The organism is Streptomyces sp. FIT100, assembly GCF_024584805.1.
Taxonomy (GTDB): domain Bacteria; phylum Actinomycetota; class Actinomycetes; order Streptomycetales; family Streptomycetaceae; genus Streptomyces.
Genome location: NZ_CP075715.1, coordinates 6670513 through 6687521, shown reverse-complemented (window position 1 = coordinate 6687521; position 17009 = coordinate 6670513). Strand labels below are relative to the sequence as shown.

General features: G+C 67.3%; 11 protein-coding genes and 1 pseudogene. 8 read left to right on the top strand and 4 right to left on the bottom strand.

Annotated features, from left to right (window positions below):
* Positions 1–70: 70 nt before the first annotated feature.
* From KK483_RS29900 to KK483_RS29890, 3 genes are all read right to left on the bottom strand, one after another.
* On the bottom strand, positions 71–391 hold the full coding sequence (locus tag KK483_RS29900; protein ID WP_262009738.1) for a tyrosine-type recombinase/integrase: 321 nt from the start codon (positions 389–391) through the stop codon (positions 71–73).
* Positions 392–403: 12 nt separating this feature from the next.
* Complete coding sequence (locus tag KK483_RS29895; RefSeq protein WP_262008330.1) at positions 404–1060, bottom strand: PadR family transcriptional regulator; 657 nt, start codon at positions 1058–1060, stop codon at positions 404–406.
* A 104-nt stretch (positions 1061–1164) separates the two neighbouring features.
* Entirely contained in the window at positions 1165–1692 is a 528-nt protein-coding gene (locus KK483_RS29890; RefSeq protein WP_262008329.1) for an SgcJ/EcaC family oxidoreductase, read from the bottom strand.
* 804 nt (positions 1693–2496) lie between these two features.
* Here KK483_RS29890 and KK483_RS29885 point away from each other — a divergent pair.
* The 4 genes and pseudogenes from KK483_RS29885 (at position 2497) to KK483_RS29870 (ending at position 8556) form a co-directional block, all read left to right on the top strand.
* Positions 2497–3600 (top strand): sensor histidine kinase, encoded by a 1104-nt coding sequence (locus tag KK483_RS29885; RefSeq protein ID WP_262008328.1) that lies wholly within the window; start codon positions 2497–2499, stop codon positions 3598–3600.
* A gap of 567 nt (positions 3601–4167) precedes the next feature.
* Positions 4168–6747, top strand: a complete 2580-nt coding sequence (locus KK483_RS29880; RefSeq protein ID WP_262008327.1) for a Pls/PosA family non-ribosomal peptide synthetase — start codon at positions 4168–4170, stop codon at positions 6745–6747.
* 78 nt (positions 6748–6825) lie between these two features.
* Positions 6826–7410, top strand: a pseudogene (locus KK483_RS29875) (sensor histidine kinase); the annotation flags it as partial.
* 660 nt (positions 7411–8070) lie between these two features.
* The gene (locus KK483_RS29870) at positions 8071–8556 is read left to right on the top strand and encodes a phage major capsid protein (protein WP_262008326.1); all 486 of its coding nucleotides are present in this window, start codon (positions 8071–8073) and stop codon (positions 8554–8556) included.
* A gap of 399 nt (positions 8557–8955) precedes the next feature.
* On the opposite strand, the gene KK483_RS29865 is transcribed toward KK483_RS29870, so the two are convergent.
* Positions 8956–10071, bottom strand: coding sequence for a terpene synthase family protein (locus tag KK483_RS29865; protein ID WP_262008325.1), 1116 nt, complete (start codon positions 10069–10071; stop codon positions 8956–8958).
* A 230-nt stretch (positions 10072–10301) separates the two neighbouring features.
* Here KK483_RS29865 and KK483_RS29860 point away from each other — a divergent pair, with 230 nt between their 5' ends.
* The 4 genes from KK483_RS29860 to KK483_RS29845 all read left to right on the top strand — a co-directional run bounded on the left by KK483_RS29860 (position 10302) and on the right by KK483_RS29845 (position 16895).
* Positions 10302–10550: a hypothetical protein gene (locus KK483_RS29860; RefSeq protein ID WP_262008324.1), complete on the top strand. Its 249-nt coding sequence runs from the start codon at positions 10302–10304 to the stop codon at positions 10548–10550.
* 232 nt (positions 10551–10782) lie between these two features.
* Complete coding sequence (locus KK483_RS29855; protein WP_262008323.1) at positions 10783–11742, top strand: ketoacyl-ACP synthase III family protein; 960 nt, start codon at positions 10783–10785, stop codon at positions 11740–11742.
* Between the two features lie 185 nt (positions 11743–11927).
* The gene (locus tag KK483_RS29850; protein WP_262008322.1) at positions 11928–12902 is read left to right on the top strand and encodes a cytochrome P450; all 975 of its coding nucleotides are present in this window, start codon (positions 11928–11930) and stop codon (positions 12900–12902) included.
* Positions 12903–13604: 702 nt separating this feature from the next.
* Positions 13605–16895, top strand: coding sequence for an AAA domain-containing protein (locus KK483_RS29845; protein WP_262008321.1), 3291 nt, complete (start codon positions 13605–13607; stop codon positions 16893–16895).
* The last annotated feature ends 114 nt before the right edge of the window (positions 16896–17009 follow it).

Sequence of the window (17009 nt, the reverse complement as noted above, 5' to 3'; positions counted from 1 at the left end):
GATACAACGCGTGAGGGAACGCGGGGGCCCTGAGCCCGCCGACTCAACCGACCTGACTCAACCGACCCCTTCACTCTGCGGAAACGCGGTTCCGGAGGGTATTTTCGTGCCCATGTACGGCCACGGGCCGATTTGCGGGCGTCTCGTGTGTCGGCCCTCTCTGGCATAGCCGAGGAGAGCCAATGCGCATACGCGTCTCAGGGAACGACAGCGCCGGGTTCATGCCCCACTCGACTGCCGCAATGATCTCGTCATCCAAGGCGGCGAGAAGGTGGCCGTACCGATCAACTGTTGTGGTGATCGACTCGTGACCTGGACGGGCCTGGATCGCGGGCAGCGGAACCTTGGCGGCTATGAGCCAGGACGCGTGCGAGTGACGCAAGTCGTGGATGCGGGGTCGCCCTCAGCTGTTGGTTTCTTCGGTCTCTGATTGCTCCGGGTTCAGACCCGACCATTCCTCGGGCATCCCACCGGTCTGGTGGAGTGTGCGCCACGGTGCCATACCCGGCAGGGATTCCGTCTCCAACTCCTCGAGCAGGGAGCGTGTCCACTCCAGGTCGAGCTGGGTGAGGGCCAAGGCGTACTCGGACTCGATGTGGAACAGGCGAGGGAGCTTGCTCTCGTATTCCAACTCGGCCTTTTGGGCAGCTGCTTGGGATTCCAGAGTGCGCATCCGCTCGTGGAGAAGTCCGATCACCTCATTCGGCGGGAGGACCACGAGCAGTGACAGTGCCCCCTCGAACTTGGAGTACTCCTTCTCCGGGGAGCTGACCAGCTCGCGCATCCAGTCCGTGAGCTCCTCCCGACCGGACTCGGTGATGCGGTAGACCGTGCGCTCGGGGCGGCGGCCCTCGCGGTGAGTCGCGAGGGCCTCGATGAACCCGTGCTTCTCCAGGTTGGCCACGACCGTGTAGAGCGAGCTGTAGTTGATCTTGATGCTGCGGTCCTTGCGGCGGGACTTGAGCAGCGAGACCAGCTCATAGGGATGCATCGGGCGCTCGATCAGGAACGCCAGGACGGGCAGAGCCAGCATGTTGCTCACCTTGCGCCGCTTCGCCATCGACGACACCCCACTCTCGAACAGCCACGAACGACCACAGGCTATCCATAACGCCCTGGAGGCAGGGAGGGGCCTGGCCTGCCGCAACGGAGGTGCATCCCGCGCTACGGCTGACCCTGGATCCGTGTGTTCTGGAAGGCGGCGAACTTCCACCCTCCGGCTTCCTTCTCCACGACGAAGGTCTGAAGGGACTCGCCGCCGGTGGGGACGATCTTCCCCTCGGTGTGCATGACCGCCACGGTGGGCGACAGGAGGCGGAGGTCCTTGATCGTCGCTTCGACTCGGGTTCCCTTCAGCGGCCCGTCGAAGGCGGGTTGGAGGAGATCCATGATCCCCTCTCGGCCGACGGCGTGGGTGCCGCGGAAGTCGACGAGGTCGGCGTCCGCGGTGTGCGTTGCCGCGTATGCCTTGGCATCCCCCCTCTCCCACGCCTTGTTCATCTGGTCGAAGAGTCGGCGAATCGACGTCTCGTCGGGGGCGGACAGCGTGCCGTCGGCACGGGCGGCTGAGGTCGTCTTCTGCGTCGTATCGGGGTCAGTGCCGCCGGACGAGCTGCACCCTGTTACGGCGAGGGCGACGGCGACAGGTGTCGCAAGAAGCAGTCCGCGGCGGGCGGGACGGCTGGTCTTCATGTGCATGTACTTCTTCCTGTTGACGGGCCCGGGAAGGCCCTGCCGCAGCAGGGCTTCCCTCCAGTGCCGTGACGGTGCAGAGCAAGCCGTGTTGACCCCGTGCGAGTGCGCGGGGGGAGCATTAGCCGCTCACGATTAGCTGTCTACGACTATACAGGCCAGACGGAGCGGCAAAACCTTCGAAACGGTGTATAGCGGTCACCCTGTAGGAGAGTGCTGGCGCATATCGTTCTCAGGGACGAGGGCGCGGGGGAACGGCCCCTGGTCCGCCTCAGGGAACCCCCTGAGGTCCGCGCTGCTCAGGGAGAAGTCCGCCCTGCGGGGATCAGCACCGCTCCTTCTTCGCGCCCGCCGCGTACGTCTATCTATGTCGACAGAGTCCGCGCGCCGGCCGGTCACCGCCGCAGTCGCCGGTGTCGGGGCGCTGGTCATCCGGGATCAGGGCCACATCTGCCCCGGCCGCCATAAGGCTGGGCATCGCTCTGGGCGCACGGTTGCGCGAGCAGCGTTAGTCGCCTCTGGTCGCGCGGTCCAACGGCGCGAGAACGATGCGGAGCACTCGTGGCACCTGGCGAGACCTCTGTATGGCGCAGAGGCTGGTGCGGTGCGCCGGGTGCGGTGCGCCGCAGGTCAGGGATCCTGGCGGTGAGCTGCTGCGGGCCGCCGCATTGCGTGGTACGAATCGAACAGTGGGTACCCGACAGCGAGTGGAGCACGCGTGATGCGGGTCCTGGTGGCCGATGGTGACGCCTTGGTCCGTTCGGGCTCCCGAAATGCCGCGGGGGTCGGCGGGACGGGGCCGGCATGACTGCCCGCCGCCCGCCCCCGCTGGTCGTGGACGCCGCCCTTGTCGCCCTCGCGCTTGTGGACGTCTGGGTGCATTGGGACGGTGCGGAAGTGCTCCGCACGGCCTTTGGCCTGGGCGGGGCCTTCGCCCTGCTGCTACGCCGGCACCACCCGCTCCTCACCTTTGTCCTCACCCTGCCGGCGGTCCTGCTGTCGGACGCGATCTTCGCCGGGCTGGCCGCTCTGTACACGCTCGGCTCCCGGAGCCGTCGGCGTCTCCTTCTGGTTTGTTGCGCTCTGGCTTTCACGATCTGCGACATGACCTCCCTGCCGTCGCCGACTGTCGTGCTGGCTGGGGGCGAGACGCTGATCACGCTCGGCTACACGGCGGCCTCGGCTGCTGCTGCCGTCTTCCTTGGGCAGCTCGTACAGACCCGGCAGGATCTGTCCATGCGTCTGGTGGAGATCTCGAAGGCACGTGACCACGAGGCGCTGCTGACCGCCGAGGCCGCGCTGGCAAAGGAACGGGCGCAGCTCGCCCGAGAGATGCACGACGTCGTCTCGCACAAGGTGAGCCTGATCGCGGTACGCGCCGGTGCCCTCCAGGTCGGTACGAACGACGCTGTCGGGAAGGACGAGGCGACGACGATTCGCCAGTTGAGCGTCCGGACCCTGGACGAGCTTCGTCATATGGTCAGCGTCCTGCGCGCCTCCGGCGGGCACCGCACGGAACTGACCCCCCAGCCGTCGCTCAGCGATGTCGAGCAGCTCGTCAGAACCAGCGGTATCGACATGGAGTTCAGGTCGGACCTGCCCGAGGGGCTGCCGCCGCCGGTGGAGCGCGCCATCTATCGCACGGTTCAGGAAGCCCTGACCAATGCGCGTAAGCACGCCCCGGGCGCCAGCGCCAGGGTCCTCCTCAGTCACGAGAGGGGCCTTGTGCGCGTCACTGTCACCAACAGCGCACCGAGCCGACCCGCGCTGTCACTCCCCGGCTCGCAGTACGGACTGGTCAGCCTGCACCAGCGCGCTGCGCTCCTCGGTGGCAGCGTGACCCACGGCCCGACGGCCGACGGCGGCTACGAACTCCGCCTTGAGCTTCCGGTGCCTGATACGGCCTGAGCGCCGTGCCGACTCACGGTCTGGTCTTCTCTCGGGGCTGAGCCGGGTCGGCCGCGTCTGGATGACGGAGCAAGCGGTCTCCCAGTGCCCCTCTGCTGCTGAGGCATGCGCGGGCGTCAGGTGCCCGGCGTCCCGTTCCTCTTTGTGTTCGACGTGGGCGACGGACGCGCGATCAGGGATTTCCGACAAGCCTTTTTCGGCTAATTCGAATAGGCCCCGCCGATCGGCGGGGGAAGTCCCCGCCATTCGGCAGAGAATGCCTCTGTCTTATGGCGGTAGATTGAAGCTGAAATACGCTTCAGGCTGGCGTAGCTCTCGGTGATCGACGCCGTTCAGGCTGGGTTCTCGTGACCAACGGAACAGCGTCCTTGAATTAAGCGAGGAATTGCAACGGCAGAACAAAATCTGCCCTTTCGTGCCTACTGGAGGGGGCGGCGTCCGGCGCGCTATTTCGATTTCTGTGGCCGTTCGTGGCCGATGAGTTTCTGCCCCTGACTGTCGCTTTCGGTACGAACGCGGGCTGCGTAATCCGGTGGAAGCCGGGATGTCCCGGAGAGGGAGCTCAGCATGATCGACGACAGTGTTGAGGACACCAGCGACTCCAATTCGGCAACGGCCGGTATCGAGGCGCAGCTGGCGGAGGTGCTGGCAGGCGTCCTGCGTGTGGAGCGGGTGCCGGTCGATGGTCACTTCTTCACGGATCTGGGTGCGGATTCCCTGGTGATGGCGCAGTTCTGTGCGCGGGTGCGGAAGCGGGACGATCTGCCGGCGGTGTCGATGAAGGACATCTACCGTCACTCCATGATCCAGAGCCTGGCGGCCTCTCTCACCGACACCCCTTCGAGGGAGACGGCGAACACATCCCCGACGGTCCCGGCCCAGGGAGACGCTGCGGCCTGTGAATCGGAAACAGCGCCGATCGGTGCCTGGCACCACGTGCTGTGCGGCGCGATGCAGTTGCTGGTGTTCCTCGGCTTCTCCTGCGCCGGTGCGGTGGCCGCCATCCGTGGCTACGAGTGGATCGAGGCCGCCTCCGGGACGGCCGGCGTGTATCTGCGGGCCGTTCTCTTCGGGGCGGCGGTGTTCCTGGTGCTCTGTGCGCTGCCCGTCGTGGCCAAGTGGATACTCATCGGCCGCTTCACCGCCCGCCGGGTCCCCGTGTGGGGCCTCGGGTATCTGCGCTTCTGGTGCGTCAAGACCTGCATACGCATCAGTCCGGTGCGCCTTTTCATGGGATCACCGCTGTACGTGGTGTATCTGAGGGCCCTCGGCGCGCGCATCGGCAGAGGGGTCACGATCCTTACGCGCAACGTCCCGGTCTGCGCCGATCTGAACTCCATCGGCGAGGGCACGGTCGTCCGCAAGGACGTGTTCATGTCCGGCTACCGGGCGCATGACGGCTGGATCGAGATGGGCCCGGTCACGCTCGGCGCCGACGTGACGGTCTGCGAGCAGACGGTCGTCGACATCGGGACGTCAATGGGCGACGGTGCCCAGCTGGGGCACGCATCCTCGCTGCATTCCGGGCAGTCGGTGCCCCCCGGTGAGTCCTGGCACGGGACGCCGGCTCGGCCGGCGAGCACCGATTTCCGGGCCGTCGAGCCCGTGCCGTGCGGCACCGTGCGGCGGTTCTTCTACGGTCTGTGGGAACTGCTGGCCGTGCTGCTGGTGTACCTCCCGCTGACGCTGGCCGGCGTCACCATGGTGCTGACCGTCGTGCCGCAGCTGAACGCGGTGGTGACTGCCGGACCGCTGGCCTTCACGAGCTGGGAGTTCTTCGTCGAGGCGCTGATCGCTTCCCTGGTGGCGTTCCTCGGGGGCCTGCTCGCGCTCCTCGTGGTCGTGAGCACGGTGCCTCGCCTGCTCACCTTGGTGATCAAGCCGGGCAGGGTCTACCGCCTGTACGGCTTCCACCACAGCATCCAGCGGGCGGTCATGAGGATGACCAACATCAGGTTCCTCGTCCTGCTGTTCGGCGACAGCTCAGCGATCGTGCACTACCTGCGGTCGGTCGGATACGACCTGCGCCGGGTGCAGCAGACGGGGTCGAACTTCGGCTCGCTGGTCAAACACGACACCCCGTACCTGAGCCATGTGGGCGCCGGCACGATGGTGGCCGACGGCCTGTCCGTCATCAACGCCGACTTCTCCAGCACGTCCTTCCGCTACTCCCGGGCCGAGATCGGGACGAACAGCTTCCTCGGGAACAACATCGCCTATCCCGCACGCGCCCGGATCGGCGACAACTGCCTGCTCGCGACGAAGGTCATGGTCCCCGTCGACGGGCCCGTCCGCGAGGGCGTCGGCCTGCTGGGGTCGCCCAGCTTCGAGATACCGCGGACCGTGCTCCGCGACAGCCGGTTCGACCACCTGGCCACCGGTGACGAGCTGCGCCGCCGGCTCGCGGCCAAGAACCGGCACAACGCGCTGACGGCCTGCCTATTCCTGCTGATGCACTGGTTCCACTTCTTTGTGCTCGCGCTCGTCGCGACGGCCGCGGTGGACCTCTACCACCGCTTCGGTGCGGTGGTGTTCGCCGTGGCCGGCCTGGTCAGCCTGTCGTTCACCGTCGGCTTCTTCGCCCTGGTGGAGCGGGTCATCACCGCCCGGCAGCCGCTGAAGCCGCTGTACTGCTCGATCTACGACCCGTCGTTCTGGCGGCACGAGCGCTTTGGGAAGCTGACGACGCACCGGTACATGCAGGTCTTCAACGGCACCCCGTTCAAGGCCCTGCTCTGGCGGCTGCTGGGCGTCAGGATCGGCCGCCGGGTCTTCGACGACGGCTGTTCGCTGATCGAGCGGACCCTCGTCAGTATCGGCGACGGCTGCACCCTCAACGCCGGGACGGTCGTCCAGTGCCACTCGCAGGAGGACGGCGCCTTCAAGTCCGACCGGATCACCATCCGCTCGGGCGTGACCCTCGGCGTCGGCGCGTTCGTCCACTACGGGACCGTCGTGGGCGACCGGGCTCAACTCGCCGCCGATTCCTTCCTGATGAAGGGCGAGAAGGTACCCGCCCGTGCGCACTGGAGCGGCAACCCGGCCCAGGAGGCCGAGGTCGTCGACGGGCACGGAAGCGAACGCCCTGTGCCGGACCTGCCCGCCGTACGGGACGGAGCCGGTGATCCTGCCCGTGTTACGGGCTGACCGATCCCTGCCCCTTCGGCGCGATGCCCTCCATGACGGTGGTCACCAGTCCGTCGACGAAGCCGGGTGGGACGCACCCGGGACCCTGGGGATCAGGAGACGGCCGCCACGATCCGGCGGCTGAGCACCCAGACGCTCGAGGAGCTCCGGCAGATGGTCAACGTGCTTCGTGGCTCGGGTGACCGTCCGATGGAGTTGACCGCACAACCATCGGTGGGCGACTTGCGGCAGCTGGTGAAGGACAGCGGTATCGAGGCCGAACTGCACACGGATCTGTGGACCGGGGCGCGGGCGGCCGCCGCACGGGCCGACGGGCAGCCGGACCATCCCCCGGACGGGGTGGCCGATCCGCCGGAGGATCTGCCGCCGACGGTCCACCGCGCCGTCTACCGCACGGTCCAGGAGGCGCTCACCAACGTACGCAAGCACGCACCCGGTGCGACAGCAACAGTCCGTGTCCGCGGTGTTGGCAGCGCAGTCCACGTCACGGTGACCAACTGCCCGCCGACGCGGCCCGGACTCCCCCTCCCGGGCGGGGGCTACGGCCTGGTCGGTATCCGCCAGCGCGCCGAACTGCTTGGCGGCGCTGTCACCTCGGGTCCGACCGCAGCCGGAGGCTATGAGCTTCGGCTGGAACTGCCGCTGGACCCATTGGAGAGGTGACGAGAGGAAGGACAACGAGGTCGCCGAGCACCATCGAAGGGGAGCGGGTGGGGCTCGAAACGCAGCCCGGTGCTGGGGCCTGAGTCGACGTCGGCCCTCGTCATCCCCAGCCTCAGGTCGTTGATCCAGTCGACTCCGTCCGCGGTGGCGATCTTGCTGTCGTAGACACCCCAGTTACTCCGGTGCCATTCGCACACGTCGTCCATGTCCGAGCCATCACTGACCAGCGGCGCAAGGTGTTCTCCGGGCCTCGGTGGACCCCAACGGTGTGCCGGCTGGTCGGGCAGGCAACGCCCCAGCCCGAGAGGCGGCGGCCGGATCGTACGGCGCCTGGCTCAACACGCCGTCACAAGGCGGCGTTCGGGTGTGTCCGGGCCGGCCTGGCCGGCGTACGGGCCGCCGGACCGGTGCGTCGACGTCTGATCCCCGGACCCGACCAGCGCAAAGGCCCGGCACACCGGCCGGGCCTCGCGAATACTGGACCGCTTCCCCCAGCCGTCAGACCCTGCTCCTGGGCTGGGCTGGGCTGGGCTGGGCTGGTGACGGTACGGCGGGCGCGGTACAGCTTCGCGCCCGGCGCCTCGAGCGGGTGCCGGGCGGCTGCCTTCAATCGGGCGGGGTCCAGAAGTCCCGTATCTGCTTGTCGGATTGCCGGTCGGTGTGGATGTCATCCTGTCGGACGCGCCTGAAGACCTTCATCAACACCCGCATGATCGAAGGCGTGAAGTACCAAGAAGGCTGGGACCTCCTGCACTCCGTCGGCGACGGCCAGAGCCTCACCGGCATCTTCAACACCCCGGCGTTCAGCAGTACACCGGTCTCGCCACCGACCAGTACAGCGTCCAGATCCGCCGCTCGATCACGGAGGCGCTGGCCGAGTACGACCCGACCGGCATCGTCCTGTCGCCGACAATGTGGGAGCACGTCAAGGTCGAAGAGGATAAGACCGGAGCGTTCCGTGTCGCCTTGCAGATCGCCGTCGGCGCGAAGAAGCAGGTCTGGCGCCTGAACGTCGTCGAAACCACGGCGATGGCGGATGACAACTTCCTGGTCGGTGCCTTCGGGCTCGGCGCCCAGCTCCACGACAGGGAGAACGTCAGCGTCACCGTCAGCTCAGAGAACGCGGACAACTTCGAGAAGGCCTGATCACGTTCCGAGCTGATGAGCGCGTAGCGCTTCAGGTTCCGCGCCCCGAAAGCTTTGTCATTGGCGCGTGGACCCAACCGACTGCCTAGTCAGCCGGGTCGGCCGTGCGCGCCCTCTCAGCATCGTCTGCGAGGGCGCAGTCGCCTCGTCCGGTCGACCCCCAGGTGGGACACGTAGAGCTCAAGTATTTCGAGTGCGTAGTCCAGCTTCGGGCCGACTTCTTGGCCTCGCGGCTGGGACGAGGACCGGACCACAAGGATTCCCGACCGAAGCCTCCCCCGCTCATCCATCAAGAAGGGCCCTTCGGTTACGTTGTGATCCCTGCGGCCGTCGACGTGATGAATTTCCTCCTCCGGCCTCAGCAGGCGCCCCAAGAGCTGTTCAGCGATGTGGTTGTGCTCATGCCGCATCGCATAGGAGGTCCCACCACCAGGCGATGGAGGTCAGAGGGAGTGGGGAGGCGTCGATGTCGGAACCGTCGTCGGTCCAGACCGGGGAGCAGAGGGGTGGCTTGCCGGTGTCGTATCGGTGGGTCACGGACTGGTGCCACTGGAGGTTGCCGCGCACGATGTGTCCGAGGTCATGGATGTAGCGGTACAGAACGGGCCGTGTTTCAGTGTCTTCAGGTTCGTCGCGCAGCCGCGTGTAGAGCAGCATGAGGCGGTTGCGCAGGGTGACGGAGGCTGCAAGGGCGCGGGCGAGGTCGTTGTCACAGTCGGGGAGCAGGATGTGCACGGCGTTCTTCTGGCCCTCGGCGTCTTCACGGTGGAACGAGAAGATGTCGTTGTCGAGAGTGGCTGTGAGGATGACGGCTTGTGCTGCGGCGCGTGCCCGTGGGTGCTGCTGGATCGAGGCCGGCAGATCGTAGCCACCGCATGCTGCGGTGAGGGTGGCAACCCAGGTTCCGCCTGTGTCGCGGATGCGCATGCTCATGTAGTCGCTGAGGGCGGGGGTCAACCCTCGTTCCCAGAGGCTGTGCTGCCACAGGGAGCACAGCAGGTATTTGCGCATGTCGTCGGCGACCTGAAGGGCCATGTTCAAGCCAGCTGCCGCTTGTAGCCGGGTGATGATGTCGAGCAAGCCTCTCTCGTAGGGGTCAGTCGTGGGTGCCTCAGGCGCATCCAGAACGGCGAGAAGTTTCCCGATCGCGGGGGCCAAGGTTGCCGTGGTGCACAGTTCCGGGTTGGCAATTTGCGTGTCGTCGTAGGCGAAGCCGAAGTACAGGAGGTCTGTTGCGATCTGGAGGCATTCCTTGTTGAGGGTGAACGGATACATCAGGGCGGCGTAGGAGCCGACGTTGTTCCGTGTCATCGGGGAGGTCCTCTCGCACATCCCGAGATCGAGCATCCATTGCACGGAACGGGCGTCGATTGCGTTGCTGGATGGGGGAGGGATTTCAGGTACCGGGCAGTAAAAGGGCAAGGGCTGGAGTGAGGGATAGTTGTCGACCATCTCGACTCTTTCCTTGGAAAGGCTGTCGATCCAGGAGATCGCTCCGAGCTCCGCGTCCTCCACCTACGGGTACATGGGCGAGCTAATGGGGGGGCACAACACCGCTGCGGGTGCAGGAGCGGGCATGCCGCCTGGACAAGTCACAGGTGGGCACGTTGCTGGGAGGCAACCACGCCGCCTGCTCCGCGAGCGCCCTTCCTCGGCTCTCCCTGTTCCTGAACTGGGGCTGCCACAATGAAGCTCTTTGGCAACCGCGCCAAGGAGAGGGCCCGGTCGGCACCCCGGGGCCCTCCATGCAGTTCACCAGAGTTGCCCCTCAAAGGGGACAACCACGTGTCGGCAAAGGCGTGAACGTGTTGAACGCTTGTGCATTGATGAATAATCACCCGCCACCAACCACGGCCGCCGGCCGGTTACTGCTTCCGCCTGGTGAAGCTGCCGGCGTCGACCTCAGTCAGGAGATCGAGCTTGACCAGGCGTTTCAGCTTGGCGCGGGTGCCTTCGATGTTTCTTCGGCAGCGTTCTTCGGCAGCAGTTCGTGATCGAGGGCGGGGCCGGCAGATTCCGCCTGCACCCACACCATCAGGCGATGGCAGAACCTTCTAAAGACTCACGAACCGCCCTCTCAGAGCTCATTCTGCCCGACCGGCCGTATTCTTGAATGGATTGGCTTCGCTGTGGGCCGGGGAAGGTCCGGATTCGGCGGCGACGCAGTGCGGAGTGTGGCTCGTGGGTGGCTGGCCTGGGGTGTTCCTTGCAGGGGTGGGCTTACATGTGCCGGACGCCGTCGAGGTGCGTGCCGGTTCGGGAGCTCATGCCGCGGGCTTCAGCGCGGTCGCCGTGGCCGACGTACCGGGCTGGAGGTTGGCGGCGACAGCAGGGCGGCATGCCCTTGAGCAGGCGGGGTGCGGGCCGCGGGAGGTCGATCTGCTGGTGCACGCCTGCTCGCACGATCAGGATCACCTCACCCCGGTGAGCGCAGTGCAGCGGCTCCTGGGCGCGCACCCGGCGGCGGTCCTTGAGGTGCGGCGCGGGAGCGACTCCGGGATGAGCGCGCTGGTGGTGGCGGCCGATCACCTGGCTGCACGCAGCGGGCGAAACACGGCTCTGGTGACGGTCGGTGAGCGGTTCGCTCGGCCGGGTTTCGACCGATGGAAGACCGTGACTGGGATGGTCCTGGGCGATGCGGGCGCGAGCGCGCTTCTCTCGCGCAGTGGCGGGTTTGCCCGGTTGGCGGGGATGGGTTACTCGACGGCCGCGGAGCTGGAGGAGTGCACCCGCCTCGCGGTCCTGGAAGCGCACGAAGGGCGTATCGATGGCTTGGCGGCGAAGCGCCAGTTGGGGCTGCGGGTAGATCTTACTGCCGTCGGGCTGCTGCTGGCCGCGCACACGCGCCGGGCTGTTGCCGCTGCGCTGGCCGACGCAGACATCGATGCAGGGCTTTTGTCCTGGGTGGCCGTGCCCTACCTCGGTGAGCGGATGGTTCGCGCTGTGCTCTGCGAGCCGTCGGGCATCCTCACCGAGCGTACGACATGGTGGGCGGGACGGTCCTTGGGTCACGCAGGCGGGGCGGATCAACTACACGGCCTGGGCGCGCTCCTTGCTCAGGGGCGAGTCAGGCCGGGACAGTACGGACTGCTTCTGGGGATGGGCGCGGGTTTCTCGTGGACTGCGGTCGTGCTCCATATCGATTCAGAACCATCCGCATCCGTACATGCCACGAGGACCGAGTGATGGTGCCGCCAGGAAATGCCCGCCATGTGACCGCTAACCCGTACCCGTGGTATGCGTGGCTGCGTGAGAATGCTCCCGCCTATCCTGTGCGTGGCCGGTGGTTGGTATCGCGCTCACGTGATGTGCACACGCTCCTCGTGGACCACGGGAGACTGTCGAGCGATCTGACGCTTGGCGGATCGCGAGTGGCAGCGCTGCCAGTAGGGCAGGAAGCCGGGGCGTGCAATCTCCTGAATGCCGACCCGCCCGCGCACGCGCGGCTGCGTGCCGCGGTGCCGCTGCCCGCGGGGCGTGTAGCAGCCTTGCGTCCTTGGGTGCAGGAACTGGTCGACCGGCTGATCGATGAGTTCGCCGGGCGCGGCACCGTGGAACTGGTCGGGGCACTCACCGCGCGGCTGCCCTTCCACGTGGTCTGCGAGATAGCCGGGTTCGCACCAGAGCTTCGGGTGGACCTGGAGCGGGCGGTGGATGCTGCTGCGCGCTACGGCCACGGCGAGGCGGGGGCACGCGCCCATCGCCAACTCACGGCAGTGGTTAGCCGGCAGCTCTCCCACCATCACGCACCGCCTGGCAGCCTGCTCGATGCCCTTGCCCGTGCGCGCGCAGCGGGCAAGATCGATGCTGCCGAAGAAGTCGGTCAGGCCGCGATCGTCGTGTCGGCCGGCCACGCAACCACCGTCAACATGCTCAATAACGCGATCGTGGCCCTGCTGACCCATCCTGAGCAGAACGCACAGTTGCGCGAGTGCCCCTCGATGATGGACACCGCAGTGGAGGAACTGCTCAGGTTCGACGGCCCTGTCTGGGCGGCCCCGCTACGCGTGGCGCGTGAGGACGTTTCGATCGACGGCATGATTATCCCGGCGGGAGACGTCGTATCGCTGCTACTCGGCTCGGCCAACCGCGACCCCGAGGCGTTCACCCACCCGGACGCACTCGACCTGACGCGTGCTCCCAACCCACACGTAGCATTCGGCCGGGGCATCCACTACTGCCTCGGCGCACAGCTCGCCCGGATGGAAGCCGAGGTCGCGATCACCACGCTGCTGCGGAGGCTGGCCGGCTTGCAACTGGCCTGCCCGCCTGACGAGCTCAGGTGGCAACGCCGCCCTGTCGTGCGAGGACCGGTGGCCGTGCCCCTTCGCTTCAACCCATCGTGATCCTTTTCTCGGTGGTCAGAGCCAGGCCGCCTGGATCCTTGATGGACTGGGTTTTTGCGCCCTTGGCCCAGTCATAGTCGCTCTGGACTGTCGAGGGCTCGCCGTGCACGGTGGGGTGACGACCCCCTTGATCTTTGCCGGTCCGTCAGTCGGGCGTCCGCTGTCGTACTCGTCTCCTTGTGACCCTTCAGACCGCACCGAGCCTGCCCCTGCGGGTCTCACTGCTGCGGTGCAGGCTCACGGAACGGAGGCAATGCCTCTCCGGAAGCGGCGCGCGCTGGCACCACTGCTCCCACTTCCGGTGCCGCCTCATCCGTCCGTACAGCGGGTCCGTCTGACATCGATGGTGCGCAGCTCCACCGCGCCTGATGCCGTGTGCAGCACGGGATCAGCCCGAATGTGCTACGCGGCAGCGCGCAGAACTCCGCTGGAGACGGGCGGACCATGCCCTCTGTCATCGAGTCCCCCCGTGAAAGCTCTCACCGACCGTGTCGGCGGTGTAGGCCATCGCTGCCGGTCGAGGGGCTTGCTCAGACCACGCTGCGCGCCGCTGAAGCTGGCCGGATCTCGCCGGACGGTCGGCTCACGACCACGTTGAGACTGCCGACCATCGGCCATTCACTGTATGTGACAACCACCAGGTGGATAGGGTGCGGCGCAGCAGCGGGCAGGCGGCCGACCGGACGGATCGGGGGACGGTAGGTGGGATGGCGCGAGGAAATCGCCTCGGCACTCGGCGAGTGGATCGCCGTGGAAGGAGGCGCGGGCAAGCAGCCACGCTGGCAGCTCGTCGGGCGGGCGGCCCGGAGCGGTGATCCGGGCCGGTATGTGGTCGATCTACGGGGCTCCGACATCGGACCGGAACAACTGGACTCCCTGAGGCTGGCCGGACCGGACAATGACGGCATCGAGACCAAGGGCTTCACTGTCTCCGAAGTGGTACAGAACGGCTCCCTGCTCACACTGTTGGTACCGGAGTTCGCCGAGATCGCCGACCCTCACCTGTGGATGCTCAAGCAGCCGCCCACCTTCCTGATCGAGGCCCTGCGTGACGGCATCGCGGGGCTGGGTGAACATCCCCTCGCCACTGCACTCGCGACAGCGACAATCGGCGGCCCCTCGGTGCACGCCGTCGACCCGCCGGGCTTCCATCGTGCCCAGGCGGACGCCTACCGAGCGTGCCTCGGCGAAGGCGTCCACCTGGTGTGGGGGCCACCGGGCACAGGGAAGACCACCGTCCTCAAGCGGGCCATCGGCGACCTGATCGCCCAGGGTCGGCGTGTGCTGCTGGTGTCGGCGACGAACATCGCCGTGGACAACGCCCTGCTGGGTGTGGTGCGGGGGAAGCGCCACGAGTTCGGTGACATCGTCCGGGTGGGGCCGCCACACCTGCGCGAAGTGGCCGAGGACCCTTCCGTGTCCCTGCCCCTGATGATCCGGGCCCGGCTGACGGAGGCAGCGGCCCGGCGTGCGGAAATCGAGACCGAACTCGTCGCCATCAGGGACCGGGCCCAGCAGTTGACAGTGTTGGAAGGCAACCTCTCGGGATTCGACGCCCCGTCGTACTTCGCGGCGCTGAAGTTCGTACGGACGCCCGGACAGGACGTGGCGGCGACGCAAGCCTGGGTGATCAAGGTGGAAGCGCGGCTCAGCCAAGCGGTCCAACGCCTGCACCACCTCGGGGAGGCCATCGGGACAGCACAAGCGCGTCAGAGGGCCGCCGAGGCAGTGAAGGACCGCTGGCGCGAAGTCGACGACCTCTCGGAGGAGATCACCCGCGTGCGAGAAGCGGCGGGGAACAGCGAGTCCGACGCCCTGCTCGCGGACGACCACCGCCGTTCCCTGGAGCTGAGGCTGAAGGAACTTGAGGCAAAGGGCGCCGTCGGCAGGTGGCGACAGCGCGGCACGATCACAGGCCTTCAGGGCGAGCTGGCGAACGCCCGGCGGGCAGCCACCGACGCCCGTGCAGCAGCACAGGAGGCCCGCGCCACCGCGACCGCGCACATCGCCCGTATCGGTGCCCGCATCAACGCACTGGTCGAGACGATCCCGCTCACCCGGGACCAGATCTCCCGGCTCGAAGCCGACGTCATATCGCTCGTGGCCGAGAGCAAAAAGGCTGAGCAGCAGGCGCTCGCCCTCGAGCAAGAGGCGATCCGGGCCTCCGAGACCGCCGCCCGCGCCCAACAGGCCCATGACCTGGCCGAACAGGCCGCCGAACGAGGCTGGCCGGCCGAGCATGATCGGGCCGAACGGCTACGTCCCGCCGTGTCCGCCGACCGCACCCGCCGCCCGGAGCTGGAGAAGCAGTACCAGCTGGCTCAGGAAGGATACGAGCGACTCGCCCGCAACGCCCAGGGCGAGATCATCAAGTCCGCCAAGCTGGTCGCCACGACCCTGGCCCGGTTTCGCACCAACCGGACGGTCCTCGAGGGGCCGTACGACGTCGTCCTCATCGACGAGGCGGGTGCCGCAACCCTCCCCGAGGTCCTGCTCGCCACTGGCAAAGCAGACCGGGTGGCCGTCCTGCTCGGGGACTTCATGCAGCTCGGGCCGGTGATCCCGCCGGCCCTCGGCAACAGCGACCGTCCCGACATCAAACGGTGGTTGCACCCGGACGTCTTCCAGCACTGCGGCATCCACGAACCGTCGGACGCCGAAGCGCACCCGTCGTGCGTCACGCTCACCGAACAGCACCGTTTCGGCCCCGCCGTCATGCGCCTGGCCAACGATCTCGCGTACGGCGGTGTCCTCACGGGCGGCCCCCAGGTGCTGCGGGAGAGGCCGGACAACGACCCCGAGATCGTCCTCATCGACACCGACGGCCTGGACGGACTGGCTCGCGCCCACCTGACTGGCAGCCGCAAAGGATGGTGGCCCGCCGGGTCGCTCATCGCGCGGGCTCTGGTGGAACTCCATCGCGAGCAGGGCGAGGAGGCCGGCATCGTCACGCCGTACGGCGTCCAGGCCGAGGCCACCCTGGAGGCACTGCGCGACGTCGAAGGCGCGGGGCGTCCGCTCGCGGAGGTCGGTACGGCCCATCGGTTCCAGGGCCGGGAGTTCGACGTCGTCGTCTTCGACACAGTGGAAGGCAGCGGCGACAGCCGCGAGCTGTGGATGGCTCTCGCCCACCGGCAGCCGGGGGCCGACGCCTGGCGCCGCAACGGCATCCGCCTGTTCAACGTGGCAGTGACGCGGACGAAGACCCGGCTGTACGTCGTCGCCGGCGGAGCCCGCGTCAGAAACGCCAAGCCCGGAACTGCGCTGGCCCGGCTCGGCGCACTGATCGGGTCCCCGGGCGTTCGGGTCCTGAAAGCCAAGCACCTCATCGCTCCGCCGACGGCACCGGTCCCGCTCCGCGGCGAGTTCGGCACGGCTCTGGCGGAAGTGCTGGGTCGGCACGTGGAGGTCACCGACGTCCACGACGAGACGACCTTCTACGACACTTTCGCCGAGGAGATCAACCGAGCAGAGCGCTCTCTGTGGCTCTGGGCGCCGTGGGTCGCAAAACGGCTCCGCTCCCTGTTGCCCGCCCTCGCGGCCGCCACCGACCGGGGCGTACGGATAACCGTCTTCATCCGCGACGACACCGACCAGTTGCAGCGCAAGCCTGCGAGCCAGGCGCTGATAGCGGATCTTCGCGGCGTGGCCCACACAGTGATCCCGATGAATGTCATGCATCAGAAGATCGCGGTCTTCGACGAGCAGACTGTGCTGCTCGGCAGCCTGAACGCTCTGTCCCAGAGCTGGACGCGGGAAGTGATGGTCGCGATGCGCGGCGCGTACTTCGCCCGCAAGCTGCTCGCGCACGAGCACGCGGAGACCTTCGCCCGCCCACCGCAGTGCGGCCGGTGCCAGGGCACGGAGATCGAGATCCGGCGACGGAAGAACGGCAACTGGTTCTGGCGCTGCTACGCCACCACGTGCAAGACGACCCCTTCAGGGCGTTCCAACGCCTGGACCCAAGACATACGTCTAGGGGGCAACCGCTAAAGCCCCCGGTCCGTACTCAGTCACCACGATGAACGCGCATCCATGCCGTTCACTCGGTTTTCTCGTGCGCCACGACGTCGACACGATGTGGGCACACCGCGACCGCGCAGTCCT